Origin of the sequence: Shewanella sp. GutCb, assembly GCF_002836135.1 — a bacterium.
GTDB lineage: Bacteria > Pseudomonadota > Gammaproteobacteria > Enterobacterales > Shewanellaceae > Shewanella.
Map to the genome: position 1 here is coordinate 300,788 of NZ_PJBL01000001.1, position 17,144 is coordinate 317,931.

General features: G+C 43.2%; 16 protein-coding genes and 1 tRNA gene. 8 read left to right on the plus strand and 9 right to left on the minus strand.

The window, feature by feature from the left end; genetic code table 11:
• The first annotated feature begins 343 nt into the window (after window positions 1-343).
• Together CXF86_RS01335 and CXF86_RS01340 are read left to right on the plus strand one after the other, a co-directional pair.
• Entirely contained in the window at window positions 344-1,813 is a 1,470-nt protein-coding gene (locus CXF86_RS01335; RefSeq protein WP_101092995.1) for a carbon starvation CstA family protein, read from the plus strand.
• Between the two features lie 149 nt (window positions 1,814-1,962).
• Window positions 1,963-2,553 carry an HAD-IB family hydrolase gene (locus CXF86_RS01340; protein WP_102038155.1) on the plus strand — a complete coding sequence of 197 codons (591 nt, stop codon included), beginning with the start codon at window positions 1,963-1,965 and terminating at the stop codon, window positions 2,551-2,553.
• Window positions 2,554-3,089: 536 nt separating this feature from the next.
• Here CXF86_RS01340 and CXF86_RS01345 read toward each other — a convergent pair.
• The 6 genes from CXF86_RS01345 to rpsU all read right to left on the minus strand — a co-directional run bounded on the left by CXF86_RS01345 (window position 3,090) and on the right by rpsU (window position 9,162).
• Complete coding sequence (locus tag CXF86_RS01345) at window positions 3,090-3,446, minus strand: hypothetical protein (protein WP_101092991.1); 357 nt, start codon at window positions 3,444-3,446, stop codon at window positions 3,090-3,092.
• A gap of 936 nt (window positions 3,447-4,382) precedes the next feature.
• Window positions 4,383-4,459, minus strand: a tRNA-Ile gene (locus CXF86_RS01350).
• A gap of 245 nt (window positions 4,460-4,704) precedes the next feature.
• On the minus strand, window positions 4,705-6,534 hold the full coding sequence (gene rpoD, locus CXF86_RS01355) for an RNA polymerase sigma factor RpoD (protein ID WP_180960981.1): 1,830 nt from the start codon (window positions 6,532-6,534) through the stop codon (window positions 4,705-4,707).
• A 126-nt stretch (window positions 6,535-6,660) separates the two neighbouring features.
• Window positions 6,661-8,391, minus strand: coding sequence for a DNA primase (gene dnaG, locus CXF86_RS01360; protein ID WP_101092987.1), 1,731 nt, complete (start codon window positions 8,389-8,391; stop codon window positions 6,661-6,663).
• Window positions 8,392-8,495: 104 nt separating this feature from the next.
• Window positions 8,496-8,939 carry a GatB/YqeY domain-containing protein gene (locus CXF86_RS01365; protein ID WP_101092985.1) on the minus strand — a complete coding sequence of 148 codons (444 nt, stop codon included), beginning with the start codon at window positions 8,937-8,939 and terminating at the stop codon, window positions 8,496-8,498.
• 7 nt (window positions 8,940-8,946) lie between these two features.
• A complete protein-coding gene (gene rpsU, locus CXF86_RS01370; RefSeq protein ID WP_020911290.1) occupies window positions 8,947-9,162 on the minus strand; it encodes a 30S ribosomal protein S21 in 216 nt (71 codons plus the stop codon).
• Window positions 9,163-9,390: 228 nt separating this feature from the next.
• Here rpsU and tsaD point away from each other — a divergent pair, with 228 nt between their 5' ends.
• Window positions 9,391-10,407, plus strand: coding sequence for a tRNA (adenosine(37)-N6)-threonylcarbamoyltransferase complex transferase subunit TsaD (gene tsaD, locus CXF86_RS01375; protein ID WP_101092983.1), 1,017 nt, complete (start codon window positions 9,391-9,393; stop codon window positions 10,405-10,407).
• 91 nt (window positions 10,408-10,498) lie between these two features.
• Here the strand turns inward: tsaD and plsY are convergent, their stop codons facing one another.
• The gene (gene plsY, locus CXF86_RS01380; protein WP_101092981.1) at window positions 10,499-11,110 is read right to left on the minus strand and encodes a glycerol-3-phosphate 1-O-acyltransferase PlsY; all 612 of its coding nucleotides are present in this window, start codon (window positions 11,108-11,110) and stop codon (window positions 10,499-10,501) included.
• A gap of 311 nt (window positions 11,111-11,421) precedes the next feature.
• On the opposite strand from plsY, the gene folB reads away from it, so the two are divergent.
• Genes folB through CXF86_RS01405 form a run of 5 tightly spaced genes read left to right on the plus strand, consistent with a single transcriptional unit; the run spans window position 11,422 to window position 14,927 of the window.
• A complete protein-coding gene (gene folB / locus CXF86_RS01385) occupies window positions 11,422-11,775 on the plus strand; it encodes a dihydroneopterin aldolase (protein ID WP_102038156.1) in 354 nt (117 codons plus the stop codon).
• Complete coding sequence (gene folK, locus CXF86_RS01390) at window positions 11,776-12,267, plus strand: 2-amino-4-hydroxy-6-hydroxymethyldihydropteridine diphosphokinase (RefSeq protein WP_102038157.1); 492 nt, start codon at window positions 11,776-11,778, stop codon at window positions 12,265-12,267.
• 24 nt (window positions 12,268-12,291) lie between these two features.
• Window positions 12,292-13,092, plus strand: a complete 801-nt coding sequence (locus CXF86_RS01395) for an undecaprenyl-diphosphate phosphatase (RefSeq protein WP_101092975.1) — start codon at window positions 12,292-12,294, stop codon at window positions 13,090-13,092.
• A gap of 51 nt (window positions 13,093-13,143) precedes the next feature.
• Window positions 13,144-13,977 carry a putative RNA methyltransferase gene (locus CXF86_RS01400; protein ID WP_101092973.1) on the plus strand — a complete coding sequence of 278 codons (834 nt, stop codon included), beginning with the start codon at window positions 13,144-13,146 and terminating at the stop codon, window positions 13,975-13,977.
• Between the two features lie 53 nt (window positions 13,978-14,030).
• Window positions 14,031-14,927 carry a L,D-transpeptidase family protein gene (locus CXF86_RS01405; RefSeq protein ID WP_102038158.1) on the plus strand — a complete coding sequence of 299 codons (897 nt, stop codon included), beginning with the start codon at window positions 14,031-14,033 and terminating at the stop codon, window positions 14,925-14,927.
• Window positions 14,928-15,131: 204 nt separating this feature from the next.
• Here CXF86_RS01405 and CXF86_RS01410 read toward each other — a convergent pair whose 3' ends face one another.
• Entirely contained in the window at window positions 15,132-15,398 is a 267-nt protein-coding gene (locus CXF86_RS01410) for an Lpp/OprI family alanine-zipper lipoprotein (RefSeq protein WP_101092969.1), read from the minus strand.
• A 229-nt stretch (window positions 15,399-15,627) separates the two neighbouring features.
• Window positions 15,628-16,857 (minus strand): multifunctional CCA addition/repair protein, encoded by a 1,230-nt coding sequence (locus CXF86_RS01415; RefSeq protein WP_101092967.1) that lies wholly within the window; start codon window positions 16,855-16,857, stop codon window positions 15,628-15,630.
• Between the last annotated feature and the right edge of the window lie 287 nt (window positions 16,858-17,144).

The window sequence follows — 17,144 nt, forward strand, 5'->3', positions numbered from 1 at the left end:
TCGCAAGGTTATGTAACGGCTTGTTCAATACCCACTGCATATGATAAATCAATACACCTATTTTAATGCTGGCCTTTGCCTGTAAGCATTGGCACTTTTTTATTGCTCTTTAAATTTAAATGCAGTTAATAAAGGCGTATTGATTTAACCGCTTATCAACGGCGTTAATATCTATTTACTTCCCCCCTCTATTAAGCAAGGGTAAAAAGTAAAATAGCTCCTAACTAAATTAGTCATGACCGCAAGCCCTACTTTGGTATAACACATTGTTACTTGACCGCACTATGGATGTGATTGACACTTGGATAACAATAATTACCCTACAAAAATGGATTAATATAAAATGCTTATTTTCTTTATTTGTATTGCGCTGTTAGTGCTCGCTTACAAGTTCTACAGCCCTTTCGTAGAGCGGCAAGCTGGGATTGACCCTAAAGCTCAAACGCCTCAAGCTCGTTTTGAAGATGGCGTTGACTATGTAAAAGTACACCCAGTAAAAGCTTACTTAATTCAATTCTTGAATGTTGCAGGTGTTGGACCGATATTTGGTCCTATCTTAGGTGCATTGTATGGACCTATAGCGCTGGTATGGATCGTGCTGGGAAATATCATAGGCGGTGCAGTGCATGACTACTTCTCCGGCGTTTTAAGCATTAAAGAAGACGGTAAAAGCCTTCCTGAAATAGCGGGACACTATTTTAATATCTATTTCAAAGGTGTGATGCTCGTTTTTACCGCGATGTTGTTATTCTTCGTTGGGGTTGTGTTTATCATGAGCCCAGCGGGTCTGTTAAGTAACTTGGAATACTTTGAAGGCACTATTTTTGCCAATAATACTTTTTGGGTATTAGCAATTTTAGGTTATTACTTCTTAGCGACTATGCTGCCTATCGATAAAATTATTACTAAGCTTTATCCAATCTTTGGCTTATTGATGATTGTTATGACTGTCTCTATTGCTGTTGCACTGTTAATTAGTGCGCCACAGCTTCCCGAAGTTGGTGATATTTTTGCCTATTTTGACCACAGCCATTATAACAACGATTTGTTAGAGCCGAACCCAGACGGTTTGCCAGTGTGGCCGCTGCTATTTGTGACGATCACTTGTGGTGCAATTAGTGGTTTTCACTCAACCCAAGCCCCAATCATGGCGCGCTGTTTAACCAATGAGAAGTATGTTCGCCCAGTTTATTATGGCGCGATGATGTCTGAAGGTATTGTGGCTTGCGTTTGGGCTCTAGCGGGTATTGCAGCGTTCCCAGGTGGCTATATTGAACTTAAGAGTATTCTCGATATAGGTGGTCCTGGTCTTGTTGTAAATCAAGTTGCTACAACTTATCTCGGCGCTGCGGGGGGGATTATGGCGATTATTGCGGTTGCAATATTCCCTATCACTTCGGGCGATACGGCATTCAGGTCATTACGTTTAACCATTACTGATGCATTTAAGATCCCGCAAAGTATGCGTAACCGTTTACTTTTAGCCATTCCTATCTTAGTGATTGCTTATTTCATGACTAAAATTGATTTCTCATTGATTTGGCGTTACTTCGCATTCTCAAATATGTTGTTGTCTACCAGTGTGCTTTGGTTAGCGACTAAGTATTTGTTTGACCGCGGAACGTTCCACTGGATTGTGAGCTTGCCTGCTATTGTGGGAACCAGCATTACTGTGTCTTACATTATGACAGCAGGGATTGGCTTAGGCTTACCTCAATCGATGAGCCAGCCAGCGGGGCTTGCAGTAGGTGTAATTTGCTTAATAGGACTGATTTTAGCGCACCAAAAACGCAAAGTTGTCACTGAGTCATAGTACAACCAGTGTGACCTTTAAAGGGACTGCAATTGCAGTCCCTTTTTATTATCGTTTTTATTAATCCTTAATTTTGGGACTGCTGTTAAACTGGGTATAGATTATAGAGTTACCTTACTACACGGATAATTGAATTAGAGGAGTACAGTTTGAAACTCGCGCTATTTGATTTTGATGGCACGCTAACCCATCATGACATGTACACTCGTTTTATCCTTTATTCAGCAAGCCCCGTACGCTTGGTACTTGGTTCTGTTTTCCTTTCCCCGTTATATGTTCTTTATAGGCTGCGGGTTATCCCAGCGAGAAAGCTAAGGCCTTTAGTCAGCTACTGTGCTTTTGTTGGTCGAGATAAAACAGTTATATCTGCTCTTGGTAAGCAGTACGCACTCAATGTTATCCCACAATCAATCCGTCCTGAGATGCTAGCAGCGCTAAAACAGCACCAAGCGGATGGTGCTCAAGTGGTGTTGGTTTCAGCCTCGTTAGATCTCTATTTACGACCCTGGTGTGAATCAATGGGAATAACACTAATTTGTAGCGAAATGTCTGTTAAAGAGGGGACCTACACCGGGTTTTATGTGTCAGGTGATTGTAGCTGTGATATGAAAGTAACTAAGGTGCAAAGCCAGTTCACGTTAAGTGATTATGTTGAGGTTTTTGCCTACGGAGATACTCACGAAGATCTGGCCATGTTAGCGATAGCAGATCACGCCTATATGAATGGCATCAAAGTATAGGTTTTGAAGCTGAGCACACAGTAGCCCATTTTTTAGCTTATGCTATTTTGATGCCGGTGAGCGTACTGATGACTTAATGCTTGAACCCAACTTCATTTTTCGGCGCTATTCACGCAGGCTTCTACATCAACATTTGAAGGGCAAGGTGATAAGTCACATTGTTTTGCATTCCAAATTCATGAACATCAACATTGAATTACGATGGCATAGAAGTCAGATTCAGGAGATTGAGCAAAGCCGGAGACGTTACCGAGGATGCCGGAGCCAATAATGACGAGTACTGCATTTCCATGAAGACATCATGGGCGATGGATATGTCGATAATGCAGGCGCAATTAACGACCTTGAACTCAGACACGTCTCGTTATGTTGGACCCTGTATTTCGAGGTTGTTTGAGTATATAAGTATTTGTAGAAAGGCATTTCACCATTAATTTTTTATTGAACAGCAAAGCATCAAGTGAATATCGATGCCTTGTCCGTCAATAGTACAACAACAAACCATGCTGCCGCATGCGGCAATTTGAATCTATTGCTTACATTTCTTCAGTCACAGTACAAAGGCCTGTTACAGCGTCTTCGCCGTAGACTTGTACTGTTGCGCGTAACGCGTGGTCAGCTACCGGATACTGACTGTATAATAGATAAGTAGGCGTTTCGCTAATGTCTTTACCATCTACTCCATCGATTCTATAGATGTCGCTTAGTACAGGTGACTTGTAGCTACCATCAATCTTAACTATCGACTCGTTAGAACGCAGAATATTGATATTCTTCATAGTGATATTGTCACCATCGGATACTTTGCATGTTAGATCACTTGCATGAGCCATACCTGTAAGTGCTACTGCACCAAAAGTTGAAGCGAGTAGTACTTTCTTAAATGTGTTCATTGGGTGTTGCCTCATTATTTATAATCAGTTGGTGTTTGCCGTCGTTAGCTTGCGTGCTGAACAAATCATGGCAACAAATAATAGAATCATGTAGAAATATTGACGCTGACTCTTCAGCTGTCAAGCTGTGACCATGTTGTTTCGAACTATGCTAGAGTGCAATGATTGACTTATCAAGCCCATGTTTAATGATCAATGTTTGTTTTACGGTACTTAAGCCACAGCGTCACTGTCCCATGCTTTGCTCATATTGATGTTTCCGGCAACACATTGAAAAATTGGATCAGCCAAACTTTGATAGATTAAACTGATACTGCTAGCACAAAGATGGAGTCAATAATCAGCAAACATTATCTTCGTAAATAATGTTACTGCAAATATAACTAATCACATTATATTTCCCCCTGTTCTGTGAGCAATGTCATTAAGAAATCTAACCTAAATCCTATATATAATAACCTATAAATAGTAGGGGTTATGTGGTGGTTGCTCTTAGGGAGAGGAGAGTTGTCTGAATCGATAATGATGACATAAGTGAAAGCTGGCTCTGGGGTTATTGACTTGAAGCTTAGGGCAGAAAAACGTTTGAACGGCCTATCAAGGTTGTTTAGCCTGCATAACTTGAACTACGTGAGTTTATAACGGTGAAATGAGCTCTATTTGGCTTTGGGTCATGGATCTTAAATTTAGCACAAATATTGAATTCGAATAACGAGTCCAGCTATTTAATGAAGAGTACTACGGACGGTGGAAATGTCGTTAATGCCGATGCCATTAGCGACCTGAACGCTATCACTTCTCGACATGCTTTGAAATTGTTTAGGCATAATGTGTAATATCGGCGCGATGGACCCTAAATTCAAAAATAAGGACTGTAGCCGGTATTGAATTTCAGACACAAAAAAGCCTACACAAGGTAGGCTTTTTCGTTTTAATTGGTGGCCCCTCTGTGACTCGAACACAGGACCTGACGATTATGAGTCGTATGCTCTAACCAACTGAGCTAAGGGGCCGACTTAAGATAGTCGTCACTATCGAAAGCGAGGAAAGTATACGAGGTTTAAAAGCGATTGTCACCTGAGTTTTACGCATAATGCACGTCTATCGATTCAACTGCTTATCTGTTAATCAATCTCAAGCCAGCTTAGTTGAATTTATACAAAAAAAGCTGCCCATAGGCAGCTTTTTAAACAGAGGTAGAATCTATCTTAAGATGATTAGTCTTTAGTGTAAGACTATTCGCCTCTTATCCTTGAGACTATTCGTCTAGGAATGACTTCAAAATCTCTGAACGAGAAGGGTGACGCAACTTACGTAGCGCTTTCGCTTCAATCTGACGAATACGCTCACGGGTTACATCGAACTGCTTGCCCACTTCTTCTAACGTGTGGTCAGTGTTCATGTCGATACCGAAACGCATACGCAGTACTTTAGCTTCACGAGCCGTTAGGCCTGCAAGTACTTCGTGTGTTGCATTACGTAAGCTTTCGCCTGTCGCAGAGTCCAACGGCAACTCGAGGGTGGTATCCTCGATAAAGTCACCTAAGTGCGAATCTTCATCATCACCAATAGGTGTTTCCATGGAGATAGGCTCTTTAGCGATCTTAAGTACCTTACGGATCTTGTCTTCAGGCATTAACATGCGCTCAGCAAGCTCTTCTGGAGAAGGTTCACGACCCATCTCTTGTAGCATTTGACGAGAGATACGGTTTAGCTTGTTGATCGTCTCAATCATATGTACTGGAATACGGATAGTTCTAGCTTGGTCAGCAATTGAACGAGTAATTGCCTGACGGATCCACCATGTTGCATAAGTTGAGAACTTATAACCACGGCGGTATTCAAACTTATCAACCGCTTTCATCAAACCGATATTACCTTCTTGAATAAGATCCAAGAACTGTAGACCACGGTTGGTGTATTTCTTAGCGATAGAAATTACGAGACGTAGGTTGGCTTCAACCATCTCTTTCTTAGCGCGACGAGCTTTCGCTTCACCGATTGACATACGACGGTTGATGTCTTTAATCGCACCGATAGCTAGGCCAGTTTCTTTCTCAATTGCGTCAAGCTTTGCACGACAACGCTGTACGTCAAATGCGACGACTTTTAGGCCTTCAACATGTGATTTTCCTGATGCTAATTCTAGGTTGAACCACTCAATGCTGCTTTCGTTGCTGGTATAAGCCTTAACGAAATTTTTCTTTGGCATTTTAGCTTGTTCAACACAAAGCTTCATGATCAAACGTTCTTGAACACGGACTTTATCCATCATTGCGCGCATGCTTTTTACTAAGCGGTCAAACTGCTTAGGCATCAAACGGAATTCTTTAAAAATTTCGCCAATTTCAAATAGTGCGACAGTCGACTCTGGGTGACCACGACCTTTTACAGCGATGATTTCTAATGCTCTTTCGTGAGCTAGGCGAAGCGTTGTGAATTTTTCTTTTGCTTCTTCAGGATCGGGACCTTTTGGACCTTCCTCTTCTTCATCTTCATCGTCTTTATCATCAGCATTTTCTAATTCAGCTTCAGACAGAACAGAACCGACGTGAGTTGCTGCTGGAGCAACATCTTCAGCATTTGGGTCGATAAAACCAGATATGATGTCAGATAATCTAACTTCTTCCGCTTCATAACGATCGAATTGCTCAAGGATCATCGCAATTGCTTGCGGATATTCGGCGACTGAAGCTTGAACCGTGTTGATCCCTTCTTCAATACGCTTAGCGATGACAATCTCGCCTTCACGGGTCAGTAGTTCAACGGTACCCATTTCACGCATATACATGCGGACAGGATCGGTAGTACGACCTAATTCAGCTTCTACTGTAGCCAGTGCGGCAGCAGCTTCTTCGGCAGCATCATCATCGGTGCTGTCTTCAGACATCATGATATCATCAGCATCCGGAGCCTGTTCATAGACTCGAATACCCATATCATTGATCATCTGGATAATATCTTCGATCTGGTCGGCATCGACCATGTCAGCAGGTAGGTGATCGTTGACTTCTGCATAGGTTAAATAACCTTGCTCTTTACCTTTGGCAAGCAACAATTTAAGTTGCGACTGCGGAGTATGATCCATAGATATCATCCAAGTTGGGAAACAGTTAAAACGACGGGCAAAAAACAGCCACGTAAGTCGTTAATTATAGCCTTCGGTGCTTCGCTGTGCTAGTCCAAGTGCTTACTTTTGGTGCAAAAATTGCCTTTAAGCTTGCTTTTGGATCACTGCGATTAGCTTTTTAAGCTGCAACCGTTCTTCTTTCGTGTGGTTCTGTTTTAAACTCAGCTCTTGATAACGTTGCTCAATATACTGGTTATTTAGCCACACGAGTGTTTCTTTTAACTCTCGGAGCAAGTTTTCGTCCGCCACTTGATGGTCCCATTGGGTCAGTTTTTTTAGGGTACTGAATTTATCATCGCCCCTGAACTGTTCAAGTAGTTGTGCGCTGCTCATTACTTTGCCGCGAGTTAAATCTAATACAAGGGTCAGTAAGTCAATACCTGCCATCTGTATATGTTTTAGCGCTGGTTGCTGAGGCAATTTCTCACCTAAGCGTGGATGTTGTACCAACAATGCAATGGCTAATCGCATCGGGGTGCCACGTCCTTTCAACGCTTTGTGCTGTTTAGGTTTATCGGCCGACTTAGTCGAAAAGTTAAATTTTCGTTTAAGCTCGTCAGCACCGTTCATTCTTAGCTTGTGTGCTAAATCTTCAAGCAATAGACTTTGTAATACTGTGTCTTGCACTTTTTCGATCAGTTTAATGGCATTTTTTGCCAATACACTTTTGTCTTCTTTGCCAAATTTTTTCGCCAAATTATCAAATAGAAACTCTGGCAATGCCATGGCGTGGCCAATACTTTCTTCGAACTTATCTTTACCAATCTGCCTGACGAGAGTGTCAGGGTCTTCGCCTTCAGGCAGGAACATGAAGCGAACCTGATTACCCGGTTTTAACAGTGGTAAAGCGGTTTCTAGCGCACGCCAAGCGGCTTCTTTGCCTGCTTTATCGCCGTCGTAACAACAGATAACTTCTTTTGCGCTACGCAGCAACAGCTGAAATTGTTCAGCGGTGGTCGAGGTGCCTAATGAGGCTACGGCATAATCAACGTCAAATTGCGCAAGTGCTACGACGTCCATATAGCCTTCAACAATGAGTACTTGTTGCGGGTCTCGATGGCGTTGCTTTAGTTCATACAATCCATAGAGCTCATTGCCCTTATGAAATATGGGCGTTTCTGGAGAATTCAAGTACTTTGGCGTACCTTCTCCCAAAACTCGGCCACCAAAGCCAATGACTCGTCCACGTCTATCCCTGATTGGGAACATTAATCGGTCGCGGAATCGGTCATATCGCTTACCACTGTCATTTTCAATGACCATACCAGCAGTAAGCAGTTTGTTCTGTGAATCTTGATTTTGACGATAGCGGCTTAACAAACCATCCCAACCATCTGGGGCAAAGCCAATGTTAAAGTGTTCTACTACGTCTTTTGAAAGCCCTCGATGTGATAAATAATCAAGCACTTTTTGTTTGTCACTGTGTTGTCTTAGCTGACTTTGGAAGAATAAACTCGACTCCTCCATCAGTTGGTATAAATCGCGACTTAACTCTTGATCGCGAGGCTTACCGGTACCTTGTTCCTGTGGAACTTCAAGTCCTAACTGTCCGGCGAGTTCTTCAATTGCATCCACGAAGTCGAGTCGGTCATATTCCATGACAAAATCAATAACATTTCCGTGTGCGCCGCAGCCAAAACAATGATAAAACTGCTTGTCTCTACTAACGGTGAAAGAGGGAGATTTTTCGCTATGAAAAGGACAACAGGCAGAGTGATTTTTACCCGCCTTTTTTAGGGGTACTTTAGGGTCTATTAAGTCGACAATGTCGATGCGAGCTACTAGCTCATTGATAAAATCACGAGGTATCGCCATTAGTATTGTTAAATGCCGCCTTTAATTTCGTGAAGTTTAAATAGAGAAAATCGAAAACAAACAAGCCGCGCAAAAGCACGGCTCATTCATCACTAAAACTAAAACTACTTGAGTTTTGCACGGATCATAGCGCCAATTGCCGCCATGTCTGCTCTACCCATTACTTTCGGTTTTAGCGATCCCATTACTTTACCCATGTCCGCCATGGAGGATGCGCCCATCTCTAAGATGCTAGCATCAACTAACGCAAGAATTTCCTCTTCAGTAAGAGGCTGAGGCAAGAAGTGTTCAAGCACTTGAATTTCTTCTGCTTCTTTTTGCGCTAATTCGTCACGGCCTGCTGCTGTATATTGAGCAATAGAATCGCGACGCTGTTTTACCATTTTGGTTAAGACCGCTATAGCTTGGTCGTCATCCAAAGATTCGCGGGTATCCACTTCAATTTGTTTGACGGCGGCTAGTGCCATACGAATAGTCCCCAAGCGTACCTTTTCTTTGGCACGCATGGCGTCTTTCATCTGCTCTTTTAGCTGATCGATTAGGCTCATAATGAGATTAATATAAACGTACGCGACGTGCGTTTTCGCGAGAAAGCTTCTTAGCAAGACGCTTGATAGCAGCGGCTTTAGCACGTTTACGTGCAGTCGTTGGCTTCTCGTAGAACTCACGAGCACGAACGTCAGCTAAGATACCAGCTTTTTCACAAGAGCGCTTGAAACGACGAAGAGCTACGTCGAATGGTTCGTTTTCACGTACTTTAATAATTGGCATTAGCCATCACCCCTTAGGTGTCGGTTGCATTGAGACAATTAATTGACTCAGATAATTTAAAAATGGTGCGGAATTCTATAACGACTAGACACCTTTTGTAAACCCCTTATAACGATCGGGATTATGTCTATTTGGTAATAATGCGCTTAGAACGCTATCGGACTCTGGAGTAATTAAAGCACAGCAGGTAGAATTGGCGGTAATTATATGCAGTAAAGATGAGAGATAATGCGGGTTTTAGGAATAGAGACATCTTGTGATGAAACAGGAATCGCAGTTTATGATGATAAAAAAGGGCTACTTTCACATGCCCTTTATAGTCAGGTAAAGTTGCATGCGGACTACGGTGGCGTAGTGCCTGAGTTGGCGTCTCGGGACCATGTTCGTAAAATCGTACCTTTAATTCGTCAAGCATTAGCCGATGCCGATATGACAATTGAAGATCTCGATGGTATTGCTTATACCAAGGGCCCAGGACTTATTGGCGCGTTGCTGGTAGGTGCATGCGTTGGTCGTGCATTAGCTTTCTCATGGGATAAACCTGCTATTGGGGTGCATCACATGGAGGGACACCTATTAGCGCCAATGTTAGAAGATGACGTGCCAGCGTTCCCATTTCTGGCATTATTGGTGTCTGGTGGGCACTCAATGTTGGTAGGTGTTGAAGGCATTGGTCGCTACGAGGTACTCGGTGAGTCGGTTGATGACGCTGCAGGTGAAGCATTCGACAAAACCGCCAAATTGTTGGGGCTTGATTATCCCGGCGGACCCCGGTTGGCGAAACTCGCGGCTAAGGGTATTGAAAAGAGTTATCGCTTCCCAAGGCCGATGACGGATAAACCTGGGCTTAACTTTAGTTTTTCAGGTCTTAAAACATTCGCAGCCAATACGATAGCTGCAGAGCCAAAAGATGACCAAACACGCGCTAATATCGCTTGTGCCTTTGAAGAAGCGGTTGTCGACACGCTAGCGATTAAATGTAAGCGTGCATTAAAGCAAACGGGTTATCAACGTTTAGTGATTGCTGGCGGTGTCAGCGCCAATACGCGCTTGCGTGCTTCACTGGCCGAGATGATGAAAAATCTGGGCGGCAAAGTGTATTACCCTCGTGATGAGTTTTGTACCGATAACGGCGCGATGATAGCTTATGCGGGCTTACAGCGTTTAAAGGCGGGGCAAACAGATGATTTAAGCGTTAAAGGTCAACCAAGATGGCCTTTAGATACGTTAGAACCGGTCGATTAGTACTGAATCCTAATTATGACGGCGCTTTTAAGCGCCGTTTTTTATGGCGCTGTTTTCGAGTATGAGCTTGGACATTTAAGAGGATAATTATCTAAGAGGTTTTATTACGACGTTTTCGTGACAGTTTAGCCTCTTCGCCCTTTAGTAAGCGGCTAATATTATCGCGATGACGAATGACAATCAGGGTTGATAACATCGCAACCGGAATGGTAAACCTATCGTCAATCCACCATGTGAACACTGGCGCGAGCAATGCCGTGCAGATGGCTGCCAAAGATGAGTAGCGGGTGATGAGTACTATAGCGGCCCAAGTCAGCATTAAAAATAATGCTAGATAATGACCTATGGGCGCCATTGCGCCAAATGCGGTGGCAACGCCTTTACCGCCTTTAAATCCAAAAAAGATGGGGAAAATATGACCTAAGCAAGCAGCAATGGCGATAAGCCCAAGCGCTACGGGGTCAACACCTAATCTAAAAGCGAGATATGCTGGAGCAGCGCCTTTAAGCATATCGAAAAAAAGTACCAGTACAGCGGAACTCGCGCCGCCTATACGCAATACATTGGTCGCCCCCGGATTACCTGAACCTACGGTTCTTGGGTCGGGGAGGCCGCGCATTTTACACACAAGTACAGCACTCGATATTGAGCCTGCCAAATAGGCGCCCACTATCATCATTATTGTTAGTGCAGTACTGGTCAAATTGGTTTCCTTATCCGTCTTAGGGTATTATCGCGCAACATAAAAAAATGCTCTTTAAACTTAGCTGACTGACTTGTAAATTAGCCAGTGAATTGGAGCACAAAAAACAGCTTTACAGCTTTCTTAGCTACCTTGCATATAGAGCCGCTGTTTTTTATAAATTCTTTATTTACGAGGAATTATCCTACTTGGATTTTCTCTCGTTCGAAAGAGCCAAAGAGTAATATCTTAGCTTTGCGACGGATTATATCCTTTTTGTTCGCTTTAGCTAATCAGACCTCAATGGTAAAGATTAAGGTTTTGGAGAAATCATGGATAAAGTACTGATCAGAGAACTTAAAATAGAAACCGTCATTGGGGTCTATGAATGGGAAAAGCAGATCCATCAAACCTTGTTACTGGATTTAGATATGGCTTGGGATAATCGCTTAGCCGCCGCGAGTGACGATTATGAAAATGCTTTGTGCTACGAAACCGTGTCGAATCGACTCACGGCGCTGATCACGGAGAAGCCAATCGAGCTGATTGAGACGGTTGCTGAGCAGGTCGCACATTGTGTGATGGTGGAATTCAACGTGCCTTGGGTGAAAGTAAAAGTAATGAAGCCTGGCGCTGTACCGACAGCGGCAGCTGTAGGCGTTGAGATTGAACGAGGTCATGTATAAATGGCTAAAATTTATATAAGTCTAGGCAGTAATATTGAACCGATTCGTCACCTTAAGGCGGCTTTAATTGATTTGAATTGTCATTTCGATGAACTGCTGCTTTCGTCGGTTTTTGAAAGTGAAGCGGTAGGTTTTGACGGCACCAATTTTTTAAATATGGTCGTTGCTGCTGAAACAGCATTGCCAATAGAGGCCGTTGTCGCGACGTTTAAACAGATTGAACAAGACCACGGTCGGGTGAAAGGCGCCAAGAAGTTTGCAGCGAGAACATTAGATCTCGACTTACTGCTTTATGATGACGTGGTTTGTCAGACGCCAATAGAGCTGCCGCGTGCTGAGATTTTATACAACGCATTTGTACTTTGGCCGTTGGCTGAAATTGCGCCGCTGTTAACTCACCCGGTTACCCATGAGCCATATCAAATCCTTTGGGATGAATATGACAAGACTCAACAACATTTATGGCCTATTGAATTCGATTGGTCAGTATAAAAAGCTTTTTAATATAGGATAGTTATGGACACTTTTCAGGTGATTATATTGGCGCTGATCCAGGGCCTCACCGAGTTTTTACCCATTTCAAGCTCAGCACACCTTATCTTGCCTGCTCAATTGTTGAATTGGGAAGATCAAGGGTTGTCGTTTGATGTGGCAGTCAATACCGGCTCACTGCTGGCTGTGGTGATGTATTTTCGTAAAGAGCTGCTCTCGATGTTTAAAGCGTGGACCGGCAGTATCGTCAGCGGTAAGCAAACAGAAGAAAGTAAGCTGTCTTGGTGGATTATACTGGCGACGATCCCTGCGGTGATTGTTGGTTTTACGGCAAAAGACTTTATTGCAACTCATCTTCGTAATATTGAAGTGATTGCTGCAACCACCATTATCTTTGGTTTATTGCTTTGGTGGGCAGACAGAATGCAACGTCAAGGTTTTACTGAGTTTCAAGTCGGTTGGAAAAAAGCACTGGTGATTGGTATTGCGCAGGCAATGGCGCTTATTCCAGGGACATCACGCTCTGGTGCCACCATTACGGCAGCGTTAATGCTTGGCTTAAGTCGTGAAGCCGCGGCGCGATTTTCCTTTTTAATGTCGGTGCCAGTCAGTTTAGGTGCGGCGATATTAGTGACTAAAGATCTCATTTCCAGTGGTCAAGCTATCGACTATCAAGCGTTAGGTTTAGGCATTATTGTGTCATTTGTCGCAGCCTATGTTTGTATTCACTATTTCTTGAAAATCATCAGCAAAATGGGCATGACTCCGTTTGTTATTTATCGCCTAGTTCTAGGGGCGGTGTTGTGTGGCTTTATCTTCCTTTAAAGCGACTTACACACACTTTAATTACTTATTTATTTTAACAGCGAGCGTGTCATGAACAGTATTTATCTTTGCCCAACTTGCCAATCACCGCTAATGGTGCACGAAGAGTCAAAAGGCATGCATTGTGAAAACAAGCACCACTTTGACAAGAATGAACAAGGCTATTGGCTGTTTGGTCTAGTCAAAAAACCTAAAATAGACTCACGAGCTGTAATGCGTGCTAAGCGTTACGTGCTTGAGTCCGGCATCTATGTACCACTGGCAGAGAAACTGGCTGAGATCATTGCTAACTTGCCTCAGTTTGCTGAAGGAGCGTCATTATCGCAGTTAGATTATGATTGTGGTGAAGGTTACTTCTTAAGAACCGTCAAGGATATCTTGACTGAGCAACAACCTGAAACCGCCTTGGAGCAAACCGGGGTTTCAGAAGCTGAGAATGCCATTTTTGCAGCTGCAAAATCACAAAGTGGTCCGACTTATATTGTTTCAAACTTAAAACATCTACCAATCAAAGATGAAAGTTTTGACCTGATCACCTTAATCGATAAGCCGCTTAAGGGAAAAGAGCTGACTCGAGTGCTTAAACAAGATGGTATTTTGTTGCAAGTGGCAGCTGGTCCTAGACACTTATGGCAAATTCGAGAGTTTATATACCCAGATCTCAGCGAAAAGTCGGTCAGCAATAATCTTCCCAAAGAGCTTGAGTTACTGCAAAGCGAACGTCTATCAATCAGTGTTAAGGTGTCTGGAGAGCAAGCTATCGCACTTCTTGACATGACGCCTTATGCTTGGCGAGCGAATGACAGTATGCGACACCATATACAACACGCAAAGTTTGACTCACTAGAGATAGACTTTGTAATTAACTTGATGACTAGAAAATAGTCTTGGCTCAGGGTAACCTTTGCTTATTCAACCTAATGGAATTATAGATACTGATGATGCGTATATTGCTGTTGTTCATCTTAGCGACTTTACCGTTGTTTTCTTTTGCTAATGTTTATCAAATCCCTCAAGGCGGCAGTCGTTTAGTCGGTGAATTACAAGAGCATATGGTGCAAAAAGGCGATTACTTCCAAACCATCTCTAAACAGTACAACATTGGTATTTTGGAGTTAATGGAATCTAACCCCGGTGTAGACCCTTTCTTACCTACGCCAGGAAGCCGCTTGTTGATCCCTACGCAAATGTTGCTGCCAGATGTGCCTCATAAAGGGGTGGTGATTAATCTGGCTGAACTGAGGCTCTATTACTTTCCAAAAGGCGGCAAAGAGGTCCATGTCTTTCCTGTCGGGATCGGAAGAGTAGGGCGAGAAACACCAGAGATGGTGACAAAGATTAAATCTCGTATCCCTAATCCAAGTTGGACGCCGCCAGCAAGTATTCGAAAAGAGCATTTAGAGCAGCGTGGCGAAGAGCTACCAAGAGTGGTACTCGCGGGGCCAGACAATCCGCTAGGCAAGTTTGCTATTCAACTATCCTATGGTGACGGTAGCTATCTTATTCACGGTACCAATAAAGATTTTGGTATTGGGATGCGGGTGAGTGCGGGCTGTATTCGACTAAACCCTGATGATATTGAATGGTTATTTGATAAAGTTAAGTACGGCGATTCTGTTACCGTCATTAATCAAGCTGTAAAAATCTCAGCCGAACCTGATGGACAACAATTAATTGAAGTTCACTCGCCATTGTCTGAGTCTGAAGGACAAAGTAGTCGTGTGATTGAGATGAATCGCGATGTCATCGAGTTCATTGGTCAAGATACTGTCGATTACAGTAAAGCCAATGATGCTTTACTCACTCAGCGTGGTATTCCAACCAATATTCAATAGCTTTGAGCTGATGCATTTGACAAGCTTTATTAGGCGTCCATATAGGGCGCTTTTTTATCGCTTAAAAACAGTGAGGAGTTTAACCGTGTTTGAACGTCGAGAGATATTGTGAGGTTAGTGCAGATAAATTTAAGGCTTGGTCAAGTTACCTTGAAACCAAGCCTTGGGTACTAGCTTAATGATTAAGCTAATGCCTCAACGTAATTACTTCTTGTAAGAAGTTGCTACGTTGTCGATGCGGTCGTTAGCACGCTTAGCTTCTGCTTGTGCGTCCATAGCAGCTGCTTTTGCATCATTAATGTCAGCAGACATTTTGCCATGATCAGACTTTAGAGAGCTAACTTCAGCTGAAAGCTGGTCAACTTTGTTACCTAGGTTTGCAACGCTTTCTTCAAGAGCAGTAGTGTTTGCACAGCCACCTAGAAGGGTAGTCATTGCTACACCAGCAATCAAAAGTATTTTGTTATTCATCGGGAATTCCCTTTATTTAGGTTGGATTTAATTAGCACAGCTGCACATAACAACTGAGCAGCTTAATTATGTCATAGACAAAAAAATTTGCTATGAATTTTAATGCTAAGCTCTGAATACCTTAGCGAATAATTGCTCAATTGCAAGCTAAGTGCAATTTAAATGCTAATTCACACAATCATAATCTTAGACTATTAATATCAATCTAAGCTGAGTTTTTATTTTCGCCTTAATTTGGCTGATTGTTTTTGAGTGCTTGTACCGCTGCAATTCGCTTGATAGTAAGTTGTTGCTTAATGTCCGCACCTTTAAAACCATCATCAATAATGGCCTTTACTGCCACATTCGATGCGGCATCAAAACACGCTTGTATGTAGTCAGCCTGAGGATACTCATTTAGCTCAAAACCTTTACGGCCCTTAGCATCGGCTTCACAACTGAGTAAGAGCTGTTCTATGCGTTGCGGTTTACGCCAAAAATCTGCTTTGTCGAACAGCTTAACGATGGTGTCAGCCCTAAGATCCATCGCATTATGGATGTTTTGATGTTGGTCGCTGACCAGTAATGCCAGATCGCGGTATTCATTTGGCACTCTATAGCGATGACAAAGCGCTTTAATGAGGGGCAATCCTTTTTGTCCATGACCATAATGTTTTGGTAGTGATTCTTTAGGGCTCAACGCCTTACCGAGATCATGTAGTAGTGCGGCAAACCTTACAGCATTGTCATTAGACAGCTTGGCGGCTTGCTCAAGCACCATTAACGTATGGATGCCAGTGTCAATTTCAGGGTGCCATTGTTCAGGCTGTGGTACGCCAAAAAGCGCATCAATTTCTGGGAATAAAATACTTAAAGCACCGCAGTCTTTTAATACGCTGAAGAAGACTTGTGGCGCATTGCTCGATAATGCTTTGTCGAGTTCAATATAAACTCGCTCAGGCGTTAAGGCCTCGAGTTCACCACTTTGGCTGATCTTTCTCATTAACTCGAGAGTCTCTGCTGCAATGGTAAAACCCAGAGCATGAAAACGGGCGGCGAAACGGGCAACACGCAGTACGCGAAGTGGATCTTCTACGAAGGCATCGGACACATGCCTTAATATACGGGCATTAAGATCGGCAATCCCCAAGTACGGATCATATTGGTTTCCGTCACTATCTTGGGCAATGGCATTAATGGTCAGGTCCCTGCGGAGTAAGTCTTGCTCTAGGGTTACATTAGGTGCAGCATCCACGCTAAAGCCCCCATATCCTGCCGCGGTTTTTCGCTCGGTTCTGGCAAGGGCATACTCTTGTTGGGTACTGGGGTGCAGAAATACCGGGAAGTCCTTACCGACTTGCTTATAACCCAAGGCCAGCATCTGCTCTGGCGTGGCACCCACCACCATATAGTCACGATCTTTTATCGGCAGATTTAGCAAATTATCGCGGACAGCGCCGCCAACGAGATAGATTTTCACAATAAAGCTCACTTATGGACATAAGTAGCAGTTTAGCATGGATAAATCGATGTTAGCTGTCAAAATAGACCTCTTACTTGAGCCGATAGACCTCTTACTTTAGCCGCTTAAGTTGTCGCAAGTTTTGACAACTGATCTGCTTGGCTTTAACGTGAGTGTAATTTCTAGATTATTGTCAAAGCGTTGAGCATTAAGCTGATAGGTTAGTGGCACTCAAAGTGTTATGTTGCAGCCATTCAAACGTTTTCTAAATAGCAGAGTGATTAACGGCCCAATCGGCGGTTTTG

Coding starts and splice junctions, on each gene's coding strand:
- CXF86_RS01335 (WP_101092995.1), top strand. CDS start 344: ATGCTTATTTTCTTTATTTGTATTGCGCTGTTAGTGCTCGCTTACAAG.
- CXF86_RS01345 (WP_101092991.1), bottom strand. CDS start 3,446: ATGAACACATTTAAGAAAGTACTACTCGCTTCAACTTTTGGTGCAGTA.
- rpoD (WP_180960981.1), bottom strand. CDS start 6,534: ATGGATCATACTCCGCAGTCGCAACTTAAATTGTTGCTTGCCAAAGGT.
- dnaG (WP_101092987.1), bottom strand. CDS start 8,391: ATGGCGATACCTCGTGATTTTATCAATGAGCTAGTAGCTCGCATCGAC.
- CXF86_RS01365 (WP_101092985.1), bottom strand. CDS start 8,939: ATGAGCCTAATCGATCAGCTAAAAGAGCAGATGAAAGACGCCATGCGT.
- rpsU (WP_020911290.1), bottom strand. CDS start 9,162: ATGCCAATTATTAAAGTACGTGAAAACGAACCATTCGACGTAGCTCTT.
- tsaD (WP_101092983.1), top strand. CDS start 9,391: ATGCGGGTTTTAGGAATAGAGACATCTTGTGATGAAACAGGAATCGCA.
- folB (WP_102038156.1), top strand. CDS start 11,422: ATGGATAAAGTACTGATCAGAGAACTTAAAATAGAAACCGTCATTGGG.
- folK (WP_102038157.1), top strand. CDS start 11,776: ATGGCTAAAATTTATATAAGTCTAGGCAGTAATATTGAACCGATTCGT.
- CXF86_RS01395 (WP_101092975.1), top strand. CDS start 12,292: ATGGACACTTTTCAGGTGATTATATTGGCGCTGATCCAGGGCCTCACC.
- CXF86_RS01400 (WP_101092973.1), top strand. CDS start 13,144: ATGAACAGTATTTATCTTTGCCCAACTTGCCAATCACCGCTAATGGTG.
- CXF86_RS01405 (WP_102038158.1), top strand. CDS start 14,031: ATGATGCGTATATTGCTGTTGTTCATCTTAGCGACTTTACCGTTGTTT.
- CXF86_RS01410 (WP_101092969.1), bottom strand. CDS start 15,398: ATGAATAACAAAATACTTTTGATTGCTGGTGTAGCAATGACTACCCTT.